General features: G+C 43.7%; 15 protein-coding genes. 9 read left to right on the forward strand and 6 right to left on the reverse strand.

All coding sequences use genetic code 11. The features are described 5' to 3' along the window. Positions 1 to 28: 28 nt before the first annotated feature. Positions 29 to 2,239, reverse strand: coding sequence for a tetratricopeptide repeat protein (locus NIES1031_RS06955; RefSeq protein ID WP_073548756.1), 2,211 nt, complete (start codon positions 2,237 to 2,239; stop codon positions 29 to 31). A 164-nt stretch (positions 2,240 to 2,403) separates the two neighbouring features. Here NIES1031_RS06955 and NIES1031_RS06960 point away from each other — a divergent pair, with 164 nt between their 5' ends. The 6 genes from NIES1031_RS06960 (at position 2,404) to NIES1031_RS06985 (ending at position 8,455) form a co-directional block, all read left to right on the forward strand. After that, complete coding sequence (locus NIES1031_RS06960) at positions 2,404 to 2,664, forward strand: MoaD/ThiS family protein (RefSeq protein ID WP_073548757.1); 261 nt, start codon at positions 2,404 to 2,406, stop codon at positions 2,662 to 2,664. A 197-nt stretch (positions 2,665 to 2,861) separates the two neighbouring features. Beyond that, a complete protein-coding gene (locus tag NIES1031_RS06965) occupies positions 2,862 to 3,926 on the forward strand; it encodes an ABC transporter substrate-binding protein (RefSeq protein WP_073548758.1) in 1,065 nt (354 codons plus the stop codon). Positions 3,927 to 4,049: 123 nt separating this feature from the next. Beyond that, positions 4,050 to 4,928, forward strand: coding sequence for an ABC transporter permease (locus tag NIES1031_RS06970; protein WP_084544266.1), 879 nt, complete (start codon positions 4,050 to 4,052; stop codon positions 4,926 to 4,928). Beyond that, positions 4,925 to 5,683, forward strand: coding sequence for an ABC transporter permease (locus tag NIES1031_RS06975; protein WP_073548759.1), 759 nt, complete (start codon positions 4,925 to 4,927; stop codon positions 5,681 to 5,683). The genes NIES1031_RS06970 and NIES1031_RS06975 overlap by 4 nt, the downstream gene beginning before the upstream one ends. A 10-nt stretch (positions 5,684 to 5,693) precedes the next feature. After that, a complete protein-coding gene (locus tag NIES1031_RS06980) occupies positions 5,694 to 7,172 on the forward strand; it encodes an aminobutyraldehyde dehydrogenase (RefSeq protein WP_073548760.1) in 1,479 nt (492 codons plus the stop codon). A 203-nt stretch (positions 7,173 to 7,375) separates the two neighbouring features. Beyond that, positions 7,376 to 8,455 carry an ABC transporter ATP-binding protein gene (locus tag NIES1031_RS06985; RefSeq protein WP_073548761.1) on the forward strand — a complete coding sequence of 360 codons (1,080 nt, stop codon included), beginning with the start codon at positions 7,376 to 7,378 and terminating at the stop codon, positions 8,453 to 8,455. A 34-nt stretch (positions 8,456 to 8,489) separates the two neighbouring features. Here NIES1031_RS06985 and NIES1031_RS06990 read toward each other — a convergent pair whose 3' ends face one another. From NIES1031_RS06990 to glnA, 5 genes are all read right to left on the reverse strand, one after another. Further along, positions 8,490 to 9,782 carry a purple acid phosphatase family protein gene (locus NIES1031_RS06990; RefSeq protein WP_073548762.1) on the reverse strand — a complete coding sequence of 431 codons (1,293 nt, stop codon included), beginning with the start codon at positions 9,780 to 9,782 and terminating at the stop codon, positions 8,490 to 8,492. A 299-nt stretch (positions 9,783 to 10,081) separates the two neighbouring features. After that, a complete protein-coding gene (locus NIES1031_RS06995; RefSeq protein ID WP_073548938.1) occupies positions 10,082 to 10,753 on the reverse strand; it encodes a lipoate--protein ligase family protein in 672 nt (223 codons plus the stop codon). Positions 10,754 to 10,828: 75 nt separating this feature from the next. Next, complete coding sequence (locus NIES1031_RS07000; protein WP_073548763.1) at positions 10,829 to 11,329, reverse strand: YbjN domain-containing protein; 501 nt, start codon at positions 11,327 to 11,329, stop codon at positions 10,829 to 10,831. A gap of 228 nt (positions 11,330 to 11,557) precedes the next feature. Further along, complete coding sequence (locus NIES1031_RS07005) at positions 11,558 to 12,613, reverse strand: class I SAM-dependent methyltransferase (protein WP_073548764.1); 1,056 nt, start codon at positions 12,611 to 12,613, stop codon at positions 11,558 to 11,560. 373 nt (positions 12,614 to 12,986) lie between these two features. After that, entirely contained in the window at positions 12,987 to 14,411 is a 1,425-nt protein-coding gene (gene glnA / locus NIES1031_RS07010) for a type I glutamate--ammonia ligase (RefSeq protein ID WP_073548765.1), read from the reverse strand. Between the two features lie 423 nt (positions 14,412 to 14,834). Here glnA and apcB point away from each other — a divergent pair, with 423 nt between their 5' ends. The 3 genes from apcB (at position 14,835) to NIES1031_RS07025 (ending at position 18,056) form a co-directional block, all read left to right on the forward strand. Next, positions 14,835 to 15,344, forward strand: coding sequence for an allophycocyanin subunit beta (apcB, locus tag NIES1031_RS07015; protein WP_015188858.1), 510 nt, complete (start codon positions 14,835 to 14,837; stop codon positions 15,342 to 15,344). A 221-nt stretch (positions 15,345 to 15,565) separates the two neighbouring features. Next, the gene (locus NIES1031_RS07020) at positions 15,566 to 16,822 is read left to right on the forward strand and encodes a GTP cyclohydrolase II (protein WP_073548766.1); all 1,257 of its coding nucleotides are present in this window, start codon (positions 15,566 to 15,568) and stop codon (positions 16,820 to 16,822) included. 22 nt (positions 16,823 to 16,844) lie between these two features. Continuing rightward, positions 16,845 to 18,056 (forward strand): URC4/urg3 family protein, encoded by a 1,212-nt coding sequence (locus tag NIES1031_RS07025; RefSeq protein ID WP_073548939.1) that lies wholly within the window; start codon positions 16,845 to 16,847, stop codon positions 18,054 to 18,056. The last annotated feature ends 29 nt before the right edge of the window (positions 18,057 to 18,085 follow it).

Genomic DNA, 18,085 nt, shown 5'->3' on the forward strand with positions numbered 1-18,085 from the left:
CCTCGACAAAAACGAGGGCTGTTGAAGTTTATTCTAGTGACTTAATAATTTCAATTGCCTGCTGATACAAGTCCACTTTTCCTTGTTGAATTAGCAAGTCTTTGGCTGTGCGTAAATCGCTTAAAGCACCTTGGTTATCATCTGATCTATACAGTAAGATACCTCGATAATAGTGAGCTTCAGCATGATTGGGATTGAGTTGTATTGCCTTAGTGTAATCGGCGATCGCTTTTTGCTGATCTCCCAATTCGTCATAAAGAACTCCTCGGTTATAGTAAGCGATCGCGTAGTTTGGTGCTAATCGAATTGCAGTATCATAATCCGCAAGTGCTGCTTGTAAATCTCCAGCTTGACGACGCGCGATACCTTGGTTGTTGTAAGCAATGGCTTGATCGATATCCATTTCATCTGCTTTGTTCGCAGATATACTACGGCGTAACCCTTGACTTAACGCAGTCTCATAATCTGCAAGTGCGTTTGGTGTTCCAGATTGACGACGCGCGACACCTCGATTATTGTAAGCAACAGGTGAAGGAGGATTCGAGCGAATCGGAAAATCTTCTAAACTCACTGGTTTGCTTGCCATATCGTTGCGAGGAACTCCTCGGTTAGTGTAGATTCTTGCCAATTGCGGATTGAGTTGCAAAGCTTGTTGATAATCTGCTGCTGCGCCTTGGGTATCGCCCACATCTTCACGCGCCATACCCCGCTTGTAGTATGCTTCGGCGTAATTAGGCTTCAAGCTAATAAAGTGATTGTAGTCTTCAATAGCACCTTGCTTATCTCCTAAATAGAAACGCGCATCACCACGTTTGTAGTATGCTTCTGCGTGGTTGGAATGCGATCGCAAGAATATCGTGTAATCGGTAACAGCTGCGCGATATTTTCCTAGTTCTAAACGCGCATCACCACGCTTGTAGTATGCTCTAGCATGACGCGGATTAAAGTGAAGAAATTTGCTGTAATCTGATTCTGCTTGTTCGTATTTCTTTAAAGCCTGATAAGCATCGCCACGAGCATAGTAAACTTCGATCAAATCTGGATTCAGCTTTTCAACGGCATCATAATCAGCAACCGCTCCTTGATAATCAGTGAGATGGTAGCGTAAATTCCCTCGATAATAGTACACTTGTGCGTCACCAGGATTTAACCGTAAGGCTTCGTTGTAATCTTGAGCAGCGAGTTGGTGTCGATTTAATTTTGCTTGAGCAACACCTCGATGAGTATAGGCTAGGGCGTAGTTAGGATCGATATAGTTAGGATCGATGCGGATTGCTTGAGTGTAGTCAGCGATCGCCTGGGTGTAGTGTTCAACTGCTTGCGAGTAGTTTTTATTTGTAAGCTTCGTTTCAGCAATTTCAGCGCGAATTGTAGCGCGGTCGAGAAATGCTTTAGCACCGTAGCGATGACGAACAAATAAATCAGGATCGCGCTTTAACACTTGTTCATAATCTGCAAGTTTTCGTTGCTGATAACCCAAAGCTGAGTAAGCAGTTCCTCGGTTGTAATAAACTTCTGCATAATTAGGATTCAAACGCAGTGCTTGATCGTAGTCTGCGAGTGCTTGCTGATAGTTTTTTAATTGATGGAATAGTGACGCTCGATAAAAGTAAACTGAGGCATTGTTAGGGTAATAGCGCAAATACTCTCCATAATCAGCGATCGCACCTTGTTTGTCGCGTAGGCGATCGCGCACAATTGCTCGATTATAATAAACTGCGGCGTAGTCAGGCGAAAGACGAATTGCCGAATTGTAATCTGCGAGTGCGGCGTTATGGTTTCCTAACTTATGATAAATACTGCCACGATGATAATAGGATACAGCGTAACGAGGAGCAAGCTGAATAACTTGAGTGTAATCGGCGATCGCCCCTTGTGCATCTCGCTGCTGCCAACGCACAACACCTCGGTTATGGTAAGCTGCGGTACACGAAGGATTAAGGCGAATTGCTTGGCTGTAATCTTCTATTGCACCTTTATGATCTCTCATTGCGAAGCGTAGTTCACCACGCCTTACCCATGCTGGTGCATACTCAGGATTAAGTTTGATAAATGCATTCGTATCCTTTAACGCGGTATAAAGATTTTGGCGATCGTGCTTAATTGTGGAAATATGACAAGATTGACTTAATAATTTACTCAGGCTTGAATCAGGTAACGCTAAAGTACTGCCTGAGTGCCCTGTTACGATAGTTACTGCACCAATTATTCCTAGTGGTATTCGCCAGTGAGTTAGCATAAACTTTTTATGAATTCAAGGTTTCTATTGTTATTCCCTAAAAACCTAGTTTGCTAACATTTCTTAATTATTCGACTGGTATGATAAATGTTTTTAGCGGCTGTCGTTAATCACAGTAATATCAACGGTAGCATTCTAAACTAAAGTTATTATTAATACTGATTATGTCTAACAATAAAATTCAGGTAACAGTTAAATTATTTGCTGCATATCAAGAAGCTTATGGCACGTCAGAGTTGATACTAGAATTTCCGCAAGGTACACCCGTAATTGAAGTACGCGATCGCCTCATTCAAGAACACCCTGAACTTAGCCAGTGGCGTGATATCACTCGGTTTGGAGTAAACCTTCAATTTGTCGAACCAGAAACTCTTCTCAATGATGGTGATGAGGTAGTGTTGATTCCGCCAGTCAGTGGGGGTTAATTTATCAAGTAAGCAAGAATCATTAAACATTTGAATACTTTTATTGCAGAATGTAGCAAAATTTATAGAAAGCGTTATCTTTTACGAGCTAGGTTTTAATCTGCTATTAGGAAAAAGCTTGTTGAGGATAGACTTCAATAATTTGTAGTTGATTATACATTTGATTCGCTAATAACTCTTACTAGGAATAACGAACGATGAAAATTAAGCCATTAATGTTCATTCTCAGTATTTGCATTGCAACTTTAGTGGCTTTCTTCTTTCCAGAGTCCGTACAAGCCAAAGACTGTACTTTGCGGATAATCGGCTGGGAAGGTTACATGGATCAATCGTTTGCTAAGCCGTTTGAACAAAAGTATGGGTGCAAAGTTGTTGCTACCTATGCAGGTTCTTCAGATGAAATGTACGCCAAAATCAAAGCGAGTAAAGGGAAAACTTATGATTTAGTCACCGCATCAGGAGACTTGACAAAAAGATTATATGATGCTGGCTTAGTTGAACCACTAGACTTATCCAAAGTACCAAATTATCAAGACCTACTACCAACTTTTCAAAAACCACCTTACAACACTTTTGACGGTCAACCTTACGGTGTTTCTATTGCGTGGGGACCAGATTTTCTAATTTACGATAAAACAGTTATTAAATCAGAACCACAAACTTGGAAAATTCTCTACGAACCGCAATACAAAGGTAAAGTTTCACTACCCGACTACCCAATTTTTAACGCAGATATTGCGCTTTGGAATGGGTATCCTAATATTTTTGAACTCAGTCAAGAAAAGTTAGAAAAAGAGATTAAACCCAAGCTTTTCCCACTACGTCCGCAAGTGCGTAAATTTTGGAATAGCCAAGGCGAACTCGCCCAATTATTCTTAAATAAAGAAATAGCATTAGCCTGGGGATGGCCCGTTGCGATTGAAGAACTCAAACGTGCCAATTTTCCTGTCGCTGCAACAATTCCGCAAGAAGGAACAACCGGTTGGAGTGACTCATGGATGATGATTAAAAACTCTTACAATCAAGACGTAGCCTACGCTTGGATGGACTATATGCTAACCGGTGCAGCCCAAAAACAAATGACCGAAATTACAGGCTACTGGCCAGTTTCCAGCCAAATTTTACCACTCTTGACCGCCGAACAACAAGCAGAATTACATCTCGACGACGTAGCCAATTTCTACAGCAAAATACACTTTTGGGAAACAGTTTCCAACTACGACAACTGGGTAGCACTGTGGAACGAATTCCGAGGACAATAACTAGAGGTTAGGAGTCAGGGTTCAGAGGTTAGGGTAAAAACATAAGGTAAATTTATTATCCCTTTGTACCTCTTTTCTCTGCATCCTCTGTGCCTAGTAAGGTTTGTTCAAAACTCTTTCTCAATGGCAACATCAACCCTTATCAAACAACAGCAAAAAAAAACACTCCCTACAGGATTTTGGGCAAGCTTTCTGCCACCATCATTGTGGATGTTGGGCTTCTACTTTATTCCCATAGTAGTCTTACTTAGTTACGCTTTCATGCAGCACGAATACGTGCAAATTATTCCTAAATTCACTTGGGAAAACTTCATTCAAATTATTAGTAATCCAGGCTATCGTAATACACTATTTCGTACAATATATATTGCAACAATTGTCACAGTCATTAACGCATTATTAGCCTTTCCAGTAGCTTACTATCTGGCACTATATGCAGAAAAATATAAACAACTGCTAACACTATTAATTTTATTACCCTTATGGTCAAGCTACTTAGTACGAGTATTTGCGTGGCGGATTATTTTAGGTTACAACGGAGTTCTTAACAGCTTTTTAATTTCACTAGGAATATTTACAGAACCGTCTTCTTTATTTCTCTACAATCAATTTTCGATGGTAGTAACGCTGTGTTATGTATGGCTACCGTTTATGATTTTGCCGTTAGTTACCGCCTTAGAAAGATTACCCAGAAATTTACTCGAAGCATCAGCAGATTTAGGTGCAAATCCTTGGGATACCTTTCGCAAAGTGACATTTCCTTTGGTATTACCTGGATTGTTAGCAGGAGGAGTTTCAGTTTTTAGCTTAACCGTAGGAGACTACATCACCGCTTCATTAGTTGGTGGTGCGGGAGATATTTTAGTAGGAAATATTGTTGCTAGTCAGTTTGGCGTAGCGGATAATTGGCCTTTAGGTGCGGCGTTTGCACTGATAATTTTACTAATGTTATTTGGGTTAATGACAATTCTCTCGCGTCAAGGTCTGCTGGAAAATCTATGAAACAGCTTTTGGGTGGATTCACAATTCTAGTTTACGCATTTATGTATCTACCTATTTTGGTGATAGTTGTTTTTAGCTTCAGTCAGGGAAGGGTTTTAGCATTACCCATTCAAGGTTGGACTGTGGATTGGTACAGTGCAGCTTTAGCAGATGATCGCTTACAAGCAGGTTTATTTAATAGTGTACGAGTTGCGATCGCCGCGACATCCATCGCCGCCATCTTGGGAACCCTCGCAGCTTTAGCTGTACAAAAATATCAATTTTTTGGTAAAAGTGTCTTTCGTACCGCCGCTGTATTACCGATTATCCTACCTGGAATTATCACTGGTGTGGCTATGTTGAGTTTCTTCTCGACATTAGATTTACCACTGGGACTTTTAAGTGTGATTATCGGTCACACCACCTTTGGTTTTCCAGTCGTTTTTAATACCATCGCCGCGCGAATTTCGCAGCTACCCCGCAGTTTAGAAGAAGCTGCTGCTGATTTAGGCGCACCACCCTGGGAAACATTTTGGAAAGTAGTGTTTCCAGGAATACGTTCAGCATTGATTTCCGCGACACTTCTAGCATTTACCTTAAGCTTTGATGAAATCATTGTCACAATTTTTCTCACAGGTCAAGACAATACTTTACCAATGGAAATTTGGGCGAGGTTGCGTTTTGGAATTACACCCGAAATCAACGCTACAGTGACATTAATTCTTTTGTTTTCGATTTGTTTGGTGTTGTTAAGTCAAAAATTTGTCCGCGAGTAGGATACTTGCTATGGAACAGTACAAGATGATCATCAATGGCGAAGCAGTAGCAGCCGTCAGCGCGGATTGGGAAACCGTGATTAACCCCGCAACTGAAGATGGAATCGCCGAAGTTCCCCAAGCTGATTATACAGATGTCGATAATGCGGTTACTGCCGCAAAATCTGCTTTTACAAGTTGGTCGCAATTAAGCCCAGCAGAACGCAGTACATTAATCTATAAACTCGCCGACGCTTTAGAAGCAAAAACCGATCGACTTACGGAAATAGAAAGTCTCAGCGCCGGTAAACCGATGAAACTTGTCGCCAATGGTGACGTTCCTTTTGCCATTGATAATATCCGTTACTTTGCTGGTCAAGCAAGAGTAATTGAAGGAATTGCCACAAAAGAATTTGTTTCAGGTTACACTTCTACAATCCGCCGCGAACCTGTGGGAGTTGTTGCCTCAATCGCACCGTGGAATTATCCGATTATGATGGCAGCGTGGAAAATTGCCCCTGCGATCGCCGCTGGAAACACTGTTGTGATTAAACCTGCACCGCAGACACCATTAACGACTTTGATGTTGGCACAAACCGCGTTAGAAGTCGGCTTTCCTCCTGGTGTGATTAATGTTGTCACAGGTGGTGCGAGTGTGGGAGAACCATTAATATCGCATCCTGATGTGCGGATGGTGTCGTTTACAGGTTCGACGCGTACCGGAAAACGCATTATGGAACTCGCCGCCCAAAAAGTGACGCGGGTACATTTAGAACTTGGTGGTAAAGCACCGTTGATTGTCTTTGCAGATGCGGATATCGCCGCTGCTGCGCAAGGTGCAGTTGTGGGCGCTTATGTGAATACTGGTCAAGATTGTACTGCTGCGACGCGGATTTTAGTCGAGCGATCGCGTTACCAAGAATTCCTCGCTGCATTTACTGAGTTGGCGCAACAGGTGCGTTTAGGCACACCACAAGCCGAAACTACCGATATGGGACCATTAATTTCTGCGGATCAAAGACAGCGTGTTCATGGTTTTGTCGAACGTGCCAAAAATGATAGTGTTTCTCTCAAATTAGGTGGAGAAATACCCGATGGTAAAGGCTTTTTCTACCAACCAACAATCTTTTGTGATGCACCAACTCAGAGTGAAATTATGCAAGAAGAAGTATTTGGTCCTGTAGTGGTTGTTAATCCCATTGATTCGGAACAAGAAGCGATCGCTGTTGCTAATGATGTCAAATACGGTTTAGCTGCATCAGTCTGGACAAAAGATATCATTAAAGCTTGGCGCGTCGCTAGTGCCTTAGAATTTGGCACAGTTTGGATTAACGATCACTTACCTTTAGCCTCGGAAATGCCTCACGGTGGTTTTAAAGAATCTGGTTTTGGCAAAGACTTATCACGCTACGCCATGGAGGAATACACCATTGCCAAACACATTATGTTCGATCTCAGTGGAGATGTGAAAAAGCCCTGGCACTTCACTGCATTTGGTGATGCCGAATAACGAATCTTGCACCCTCATTTTAGGAATCCCAACCACTCATAGTCCCCACTTGTGGGGGATTTAGGGGCACTCAGAGTTCAGAGGTTAGGGGTCAGGGGTGAAAGTCAGAGTAATGGTTCTGAAACTCTATAATGTCCTAACTATACTGACCATTGCTACAAATTTGAGCCGGAGGACTTACTGTAGCCCCATAGACAAAATAAATGAAATCAGCAGTCCAACTAGAACAAGTTAGCAAGACATACGATACAGTACAAGCCGTCAAAGAAGTCACTCTCACAGTCAACCAAGGTGAATTTTTCACGCTTCTTGGCGCTTCCGGTTGTGGGAAAACGACGCTTTTGCGGCTGATTGGTGGCTTTGAAATCCCCAATAGTGGCAAAATTTGGATTGGCAATCAAGATGTTAGCCGTTTACCTGCATATCGCCGTAACGTGCATACTGTATTTCAAGACTACGCCTTGTTTCCGCATTTATCAGTGTTTGAAAATGTCGGCTTTTCCCTACAAGTTAAACGCTTGTCGCGTGACGAAGTTCATACACGAGTCACCGACGCACTCAAATTAGTTCAACTATTGGAAATGCGCGATCGCCTTCCTTCCCAACTTTCTGGAGGACAACGCCAACGCGTTGCGATCGCCCGCGCGATTGTCGATCATCCTGATGTGTTGTTGTTAGATGAACCATTATCTGCTTTGGATGCTAAAATCCGCGTTGAACTACGCGAGGAATTAAAACACCTCCAGCGCCAAACTGGAATTAGCTTCGTCTACGTGACGCACGACCAAGAAGAAGCATTAGCCTTATCTGATCGCATCGCCGTACTACACAATGGCGAACTTTTACAAATAGGGACACCTCTAGCAGTTTATGAGCATCCTGTCAACCTTTACGTCGCAGAATTTATCGGTCGTGCTAACTTTTTAGCAGGAGTTCTCGTACAAGTTAATGGTAAGCAAGGTCAAATAAAAATCGACGACCAAGTGGTTACAGGTACTCTAGCCGCAGAAATCTCACCTAATAGCGCAGTCAAAGTCGTAGTTCGTCCAGAAAATATCAATTTTACTGCTGAAGCTACCAGCGATACAGCCTGTGCAGCCAAAATTATTCAAAGTCAATATCTCGGCTACGCGACAAGTTACCTTGTTGAAATGTCTGGTCTAGAGTTTCACGTCTTAGAACTGCGGCGACGCGGCGCAACTCCCTATCAAGAAGGCGATCGCGTTTTCCTTTCCTGGGAATGGCAAGAAGCATTAATCTTTCCCGCTACAAGTGATAATTAACCGCAACCAGATATCACCTGTTACCCATCACCCATTACCCCTTCATCATCGTGAAATAATCCTGAACCTCGCCGCGATCATCAACAAACGTGACATCAAGTCTTTTTCCTTGTACATCTATCACCAACGATCCAGGAATACTTAACGACGTATGCATAGCCGGATGCGGTGAAACTTCATCAGCACGCGCCGAAGTTCCCGCAACAATATATACTGTACCTGCATGAGGTACTGAGGATTTATAGTAGGCTCCTGAGTTATCTTCCTGACCACTACCTTGATTTTTTTTCATCTCAGATTTAAAAGTGTCTGAGGTGCCATAATGCCCGTCAATTAAGTACGAACGTTCGTAAGAGTGACTGTGACCAGATAGTACTAAGTCTACACCCGCAGCTTCCAAAATTGGCAAGGCATGTTCGCGCATCTCAATGAGTTCGATTTCTGTATCCGAATCGTGCGATCCTTTTGTGTATGGGGGATGATGCCAAAATGCAATTCGCCAATCTTGATTCGATTTTGCTGCATCTTCAGCAGCCCAGGTTAACATCGCTCCTGTAGATGTGCGATCGCTACCGTAAGAATCGAGACAAATAAAGTGAATATTACTGTAGTTAAACGAATAATACGCTGCTGTTCCCGATGGGATACCACCCGCCTCACCTTGGGTTGGAGGATTAAACAACTCGTAATATGGTCCACTTTGCCACTCTGAACTCGCACTTCCAGCATCATGATTACCAATTGCAGTCCACAGTACGCTATTGCGTAAAATTTGCGGATACATCTCAAAAACACCTTGCTGATACTCCTCCCAAGTACCAGTGTCATAAGCATTATCTCCTAACATCAGCCACAAATCAGTATGCCGCGTGCCAGTAAACTTGAGATATCCATCGCGTACCTGTGCAGCAATATCATTGCCGCGTCCTGCATCACCGACAACCCAAATTCGAGTTGGCTTTGGTTGTTTTGGCGCAGTGACAAAAAAATTATCTTCACTGCTGTGAGTCATTTCTGCTGAAGTCGCGATCGCATAGTAGTATTTTGTATCTGGCTCAAGTTCCTGGAGTTTTACCGTATGGTCGCGGGTTACTGCTGCTTCTGTAGCACTAAACGATAGGTTATCGGGTTCAGTACCATACAAAACTTTCCCTTGAACAGAAGTATCAGTCGCCCAACGGATAATGATACTAGACTCTGTTCCCTGCTGTAGATAGGGACCGCGAATAACTACTGAGTGAAATGTTTTTTGGTGTTTTTCAGTTGCTGTTGCTTGGGTTGATGCGGTTTGTACCTCCAGCAAATCAAAACTTGAATCTTTACTCATTTGTGCCACTTCTGAAAATCATTACACGCTTTTGGACTCAATCAACGCTTAATTATGAGTTTTCGGCGTCCAATGCGTGCAAAAGCCTTTGGAGATTGCATCATGTGTCTCAGGAACGAATAACACTTTTTGCTGCAAAGGACAAGCAATAGAAGCACGGTGCTGACAGTTAGAACAATTCATGAACTTTTGTAGCTAAACACCACCTCTATGTGTAACGCACTTATTTACAATTTGAATGTTGGCGCGATCGCTTTTATCACTTTTTTTACAAAATCTACACTTAGCCATAGATATTTTTACTCATGCTCAATCGCTGTCCATTCACTTGAGGAGAGTGGTTGCACTTCTAAGTGAACGCCAAAGCAATCTTCAGCAGCAGCACTCAAAGCCTCCGTTACCTGAACAATCAAGCTTTCACCGTGCGCGGTTATTGGTAGCGCGATCGCTTTTGGATGAATGCCAAATACCTCACTAAAAAGTTCTGGATCAGGTTCTAAGCGGATTGAACCTTGTTGTAAAACAGCGCCTTTGTCGAATAGTTGGGCGCTACCAATCAACTTCGTGCCATCAGCTAACACTAAATCCGCGTTCGTCGCCGTACCAAAACAGTTGGGGTTGTGAATATAGCCCCGTCCTGCATTACCGTAGTGTAACTCTACGCCTAGCGATCGCCAGCCGCGAATCAAAAACTCACAAAGCTGTTGATAAACTTGCGCGCGGCTACCAGTTAAACCTGAGGTAACTACCACATAGGTGAGATCGCCTTGGTGCAAAACCGCACGTCCGCCGGTAGGACGACGCACTAAATCAACAGGCTGACCTTGATAAGTTAAATGCTGCCAAGATTCTGGGTATTTATGCTGATGATACCCCAAAGAAATGGCAGTTGGTGACCATGTATAAAATCGTAAAGTAGACGGATGCAAACCCGCAGCGTGTTGTTCAACTAACCAGCGGTCAATTGCCATTTGCACCCGTCCTGGTGCAGCTAATAAGGGAATTAGCCGCCATTTTGTTGAGGGTTGAGGAAACGAAGTCAAATACTAAGCTGTACCAAATTCAGATTGTAAAGCGTCATCGTTGTCATCAGCGATCGTTGCGACTATGGTAATTAATCGCGAGATTTCGCCTGGGGTGACTCCTGCTAGGGTACGCGAAGCCAAAACAACAATCTGCTCATCAAAAATTCCAAAACACGCTTCAAAAGTTCCTGACCAGTTCATTTCCATCAGTTTACGCATCAATTGCGCTTCATTTTTGGCGGGAAGTTTTAGCACTGCAGACCAAATGGTTAAGGTATCATCGTCACTTAGCCCAGTGAGTTGTACAAATACTTCAACGCTACCGTATTTAAACTTCCACAAATGACCTTCCTGAGTATGACTGACCATCGCGCTGTCATCCTCCTCTAGACTGGCGATGACTGTTTGAATAACGGCCACAGGGTCGTCATTGGTTGCTGAATCAAGCAACTCATCGATCATTTCGTTCGTAGATAACGATTGAGTAGCAACTGTTTCTGGATCAGCTTGATAACTTGTCATAGAAATTTAGATTTGTGCTGATGTGTGAAATGGACTTATACCAATTGATTTCAAGACTGCCATATTTGGACAGTAGAATCCTCACCCTTCAGTCTCAATCCAAAACGGTATAGACCCAATGTATCGTCTGTAGACACGCTCCTGAGTAAATAAGATGGGCAAGGTAGTACCTTGCCCGCAGCTAGAAATTTGAGTATTAAATTATACTTTACACTCTTGACCTTATCTTTAAGCAGGTTTGTGTGCTACAAATACCTTGCTCATAAAGTGAGTCTGAGTCGTGACATTTTGGAAGCCTGCTTTCTCCAAGCGCTCAACCAAATTATCGGTCATATAGTGCTTGTAAAAAGGCTCGTGGAAAGTTTCATGAAAACTCTCCATGACAGGAATCATATCAGGAGAATCACTAACTTGAATTGAATCACAAATAACAAATACTCCTCCTGGTTGGGTTACGCGGAAGCATTGGTCAATCACTTTTTGCCGTACTGGACCTGGTAACTCGTGGAACAAAAATACACAAGTTGTTGCATGAAAATAATTGTCGAGGTAAGGTAACTCCTCGGCATTTGCTTGCAACAGTTGTGGCAACTCGCCAGGATTTTGTGATAGCAGTTGATTGGCTTTACGTAAGTACGCTGGCGACAAATCTGTTCCAAATAGCGATGCTTCGGGTAAAGCTGCGCGAATTAACTTGAGTGTACGCCCAGTACCACACGCAACGTCTAAAATACGTACTTGGTGTGGCGGTACGTTTGCAAATGCTTGCAAGCCCTGCTTAAGTGGTGCAAGAATGCGTCGCCGCATCGGATCGGCTGTTCCACCAAAAAGAATTTCTACTTGTAAGTCATAAAGCTTGGCAGAGAAATCACTAAAATAGCCACCTGTTTGATGATGGAAGTTACGGACGTAGTAATTTGGATAACCTTCTGTGTTGATATCTGGTGGAAAGTCTTGATGCTGTTTTTGCTTTGCCCGTTGCCAAATTTGTGGTAGATCTAACCAAACGGCTGGGTAGTAAAGGAAAAACTCATCCCAAGGATTATCAAATAATAAACTTTCAGGATATATACCCTGTTCTGCGTCTTGCCAGTCGGTTTCGAGTAGCTGATTTAGCCTTTGTTGAATTTTTAATAGAGTGTCGGGTGCTATCGGTCTAGATTGGATCTCAGTGGGAGAAACCAGATTCATCAACCGAGTACTGAGTATTTTGTGCGCTAAACCAAAGTAGTTTTTGCCCTGCTGAAAAGTTTGATAAGTCAGCTTGGTTAAAGTGTCAGGCATGAGAGTGGCGTAAATTATCTTGATGACGGCGATTTACTGTGAATAATTGTAACGAATTTACGAGGGGTCAGGAGTCTGAGATCAGGGGTCAGGGAATTCTTGCTGATACATTTTTTTGTGCGGATAAATGTAGGAATTTGTAATGAAACAGTGATCGCGCGTTTTTTTACTGTTGTCTCACCGCCGACCCTTTCATCATTAACAAAAAAGCCACCTTTACTAGGTGGCAACAACTTATAGCAGTGTATGATGAAGGAGATTCGAGCGGTTCAGAACTATTGATCCAATTACTGGCTAGACATTGGCTTGCTCTTGTTTTAATCCTGAACCGTAAATCTGCGCAGCTTCCTCTGACCTCTGATCTCTAACCTGATTACACATCATAGTAGAGGGCAAACTCGTAAGGGTGAGGACGCAGCCGCATCGGGTTGATTTCTTTATCAATTTTGTACGTAATCCAGTTATTGATAAAGTCTTCTGTGAAGACTCCGGTCGCAGTCAAGAAGCTGTGATCGTCTTCGAGTGCTTGTAAAGCCTCGATTAAAGAACCAGGTGTCGAGGGAACTTTGGCTAACTCTTCAGGGCTAAGTTCATAGATATCGACATCCAAAGGATCGCCAGGATCAATTTCGTTCTTGATACCGTCGATACCCGCGCATAACATCGCCGCAAACGCAAGATAGGGGTTGGCGGTAGCATCAGGACAACGAAACTCTAAACGCTTTGCTTTGGGGCTAGAAGCGATGGGAATCCGCACAGAAGCTGAACGGTTTCCTTGGGAGTATGCCAAGTTTACAGGTGCTTCAAAACCAGGAACGAGACGCTTATAAGAGTTGGTGCTGGGGTTAGTAAAGGCTAACAACGCTGGGGCGTGTTTTAGAATACCACCGATGTAATGCAGTGCCATTTGGCTTAAGCCTGCGTAGCGATCGCCTGCGAATAAAGGCTGACCTTCTTTCCAAATCGATTGGTGCGTGTGCATACCCGAACCGTTATCGTTAAAGATCGGCTTAGGCATGAACGTGACTGTTTTACCGTATTTCTTCGCGACGTTCTTGATCACATACTTGTACGTCATCAAGTCATCAGCGGCTTTGATTAACGGGGCAAACTTAAAGCCTAACTCGCACTGACCGCCTGTCGCCACCTCGTGGTGATGCTTTTCAATGACGACGCCACACTTTGCCATTGTCAGCAGCATTTCACTGCGCATATCTTGCAACGAGTCGGTGGGCGAAACAGGGAAATAACCCTCTTTGTAACGCGGTTTATAGCCTAAGTTTCCGCCTGCTTCTTCGCGACCTGAATTCCAACGACCTTCGGCAGAATCAACGTAGTAGTAGCTTGTGTTTTCGGTTTGGTCGAAGCGGACATCATCAAAAATGAAAAATTCGGCTTCGGGGCCAAAGAACGCGGTATCGCCAAGGTTTGCTGCTTGGAGGAAATCTAACGCTTTTTGTGCGATCGCCCGCGGACAGCGATCGTAAAGTTCTCCTGTACGTGGCTCTAAGATTGTACAAATCATTGAGAGCGTTTTGTCTGCCATGAACGGGTCGATCCAGGCAGTATTGGGGTCTGGTCGCATCGCCATGTCTGATTCATGAATTGACTTCCAGCCACGAATACTGGAACCATCAAACGCTACCCCTTCAACAAAGCTTTCTTCTTCGATCAGCGATTTATGCACCGTGAGATGTTGCCACGTACCTAAGGGATCGACAAATTTTAAATCGATCAGTTCAATATTTTCGTCTTGAATCATCTTCAAGACATCTTGCGGGGTTTTCTCTTCAGACATGGGTAACTCCTTAACTTTTTTATCCTGCTGCCGCCACTAAGTTCAGACTAAAACTGTGCCACTTTGGGATCATCCTAAGGATAGAATTGGGGTAGTTTTGTAGTTTATTATACAAAAAACTGTTTTTACTGTTTCTATTAGGATTCTTTGCGAAAGATTGTGAGATTGACTCGCTTTGTCCAACAATACGACTTGTAAAGTTGAATATCATCGAGTACGACTATCTAAAGATGCAGTATGTAACGACATCATTATTCATAAAATCTCAAATCGGTAGTCAAATTGGCATAGAATCCATAAGTAGCCAGTGAATTGCCTGTATCACTATTTCATAGTTCAGGCACCATAGTCATAAATACTAGGTACAAAAAAATCGAGTAAGAATATCAAACCACAAATAGGAAATATTTGGAGAGCAATTTCATGCGGGACGCGATTACAACTTTAATTGGAACTTATGATGTCGCAGGTCGGTACTTTGACCGCGATGCGATGGAACGGCTGAAATCTTATTTTGAAACAGGGACAGCACGAGTCCAAGCCGCCGCCGCAATCAATGGCAACGCCGCAGCAATTGTCAAGCGCTCAGGTTCGCGATTATTTGAAGAACTCCCTGAACTGATTCGTCCTGGTGGGAATGCTTACACCACACGGCGATACGCTGCTTGCTTGCGCGACATGGACTACTACCTACGCTATGCTACTTATGCGCTCGTCGCTGGCAGTATGGATGTATTAGATGAACGCGTGCTGCAAGGTCTGCGGGAAACTTACAATTCCTTGGGCGTGCCAATTGGCCCCACGATTCAAGGTATCCAAATTATGAAGGACATTGTTAAAGAGCAAGTTGCCGCAGCCGGAGTCAGCGATACCAGTTTTGTCGATGAGCCGTTTGATTATATGACAAGCGAGTTGGGCGAACAAGATATCTAGAGGGGCAAGGCAATGCCTTGCTAAAATATAAAAATTGAGCGATCGCGGTTTGACGAGTTTAGGTTAAAGTGCGATCGCTTTTGCTTAGGAAGCAACTCTCAAGCAAAACGGTATCAATACCAACTTGGCAACTCCTTGACAAAAGTCCTATGATGGTGAATTTAAACTCATCGCAGTTCCGCACCCAGTTTTAAAACACTACCTTCATAGCTATTGCATTTATGCCAAACAAAAAGCACGTTCCTCGGCATATTGTCCTGACTTCGCATCCCAGTCAATTTGGTCCTAAACCGATTCTGATTGCTTGGGGTGCAGCAGCACCAGGCGATCGCGGTCCAATCATCGCAACATTGACTAATCCCACCCACCGCAATGTTATTGGTACGCATTCAGGAAGTTATGCTGTTTATCGTGCTTTAGCAGTCGCTAGAGGAGTGCTGCAATCTGATTATCGTGCGGATTTAACAGACACCTCTCCCGTTGAGCAAATTGGACCGCATCCAAGCTGGGCAGATCCTGAAAAAATTGTCTCACTCGATCCGTTTGGGGCAATGGTAGGAGAAGCATTTACGACTTACTGCGAGCAAGGATACGATATCCGCCCGACGATCGCGATTACCAAAGCTCATATTAATATGCCAGAGCTACAAGATGCGGTAGCCGCCGGCAGATTACGCATCGATGGTGAAATTCTCAAGCCACGCGGCGATTTAGTCGTTACAAAAGCCGCAATTGATCCAGTGTGGTATTTACCAGGAATTGCCAAGCGCTTTGGAATTACCGAAGCTGATTTACGCCGCGCCTTGTTTGAACAAACTGGCGGTATGTTTCCTGAGTTAGTCACGCGGTCAGATTTAGAAGTCTTTTTACCACCCATTGGCGGTATTACCGTGTACATCATAGGAGATGTCGCCGCGATCGCTGATCCGCATAAACCTTTAGCGGTGCGAGTCCATGATGAATGTAACGGTTCTGATGTCTTTGGTTCGGATATTTGTACGTGTCGTCCTTATTTAGTTCATGGCATTGAAGTGTGCGTCCAAACTGCGCAAGAAGGTGGTGCGGGTGTGATTGTCTACTGCCGTAAAGAAGGACGCGCCTTGGGCGAGGTGACGAAGTTTTTAGTTTATAACGCGCGCAAACGCCAATCAGGAGGCGATCGCGCCGATGCTTACTTTGCACGTACTGAATGCGTCGCAGGTGTTCAAGATATGCGCTTTCAAGAATTGATGCCTGATGTTTTACATTGGCTAGGAGTTACGCGCATTGATCGCATGGTATCGATGAGTAATTTGAAATACGATGCCGTTACGCAGTCGGGAATTGAAATTGTTGAACGCGTACCGATTCCAGAGGAGTTGATTCCGCAAGATGCACGCGTAGAAATTGAGGCGAAAAAGGCAGCGGGATACTATACCAATGGAGAAGTCGCCGATACCGTAACTTTATCTGAGATTAAAGGGCGAAGCTTGGATTAATCGCGTGAAGGAATTGAAAATTGTGTTTTCTCAAAAGGAGATCGCGTATATACGTTCGGCGCAAGCAATTCGCGATCGCTGTGGCGTTCTATTTGATTTAGCACGTGAGGATCGCCTAGAACATTTTCGCTGCGATTTGACGCAGTTAAGACCCGCGGCAGATTATGTCATTGAGGTCATGCGTGAAGATTATCCCGATTTACAAATTCCCTTTCATAGTCGCTGGCGTCATTTTGAAGCAGGGAGATCGCGTTTAACTCAGCTAGATCGAGAGTTAGCAAAATTAACACCGCTTGCCAAAGCCCAAGCAAAGTTTGATTTAGCGATCGTGAGTGTATTGCTCGATGCGGGCGCAGGCGCAACATGGCAGTATCATGAACCTGGTACGAATTTAGTGTTTCGTCGCTCCGAAGGTCTTGCGGTTGCAAGTTTTCAAATGTTTTGTCAGGGAACTTTTTCGAGTCATTCTGACAAGCTGCAAGCGGATGCCTTAGGCTTGCAAAAACTCACAGAAGATGTCCTTGCTGCTGGCTTTCAACTCAGTCACCAAAATCCGCTAGTAGGTTTACCTGGAAGGTTGAATCTGTTGCGTCGATTAGGACAAACAATCGTTGGTCATCCGCAATTATTTGGCAATGATCATCCCCGTCCTGGTGGGCTAGTCAACTACTTATTAACGAAAGCGTCTCACGGGCAAATCGCGGCTGAAACGGTTTTCAGTGCAGTCTTAGAAGGATTAGGAGATATTTGGACAGGGAGATTAACAATTGATGGAATAAATCTAGGTGATGTTTGGTGTCATTCAGCACTTAGTCACAACAGGTTAGTACCTTTTCACAAACTTTCGCAGTGGCTTACTTATTCTCTACTCGAACCACTCCAAGAACTTGGTTTAGAAATTACTGGGTTAGATACCTTGACTGGATTACCAGAGTATCGCAACGGCGGTTTATGTCTCGATCTCGGATTATTGCAGCCCAAACACCCAAACCTATTACACCAAGCCCATAAAGTCGATTCAGAGGTGATTGTTGAATGGCGAGCTTTAACAGTGATTTTATTGGACTATATTGCTGCGACGATTCGCGAAGAATTGGGAATGGATGCTCAAGCATTACCGCTAGTTAAAGTCCTCCAAGGTGGAACGTGGAGTGCAGGACGTAAGATTGCAGCACACTTAAGAAGCGATGGTGTGCCACCAATTCAAATTGACAGCGATGGTACCGTATTTTAGCTTTTTGTTTATTGCTTTAATAAACTTGA

Source organism: Chroogloeocystis siderophila 5.2 s.c.1, assembly GCF_001904655.1.
Lineage (GTDB): Bacteria > Cyanobacteriota > Cyanobacteriia > Cyanobacteriales > Chroococcidiopsidaceae > Chroogloeocystis > Chroogloeocystis siderophila.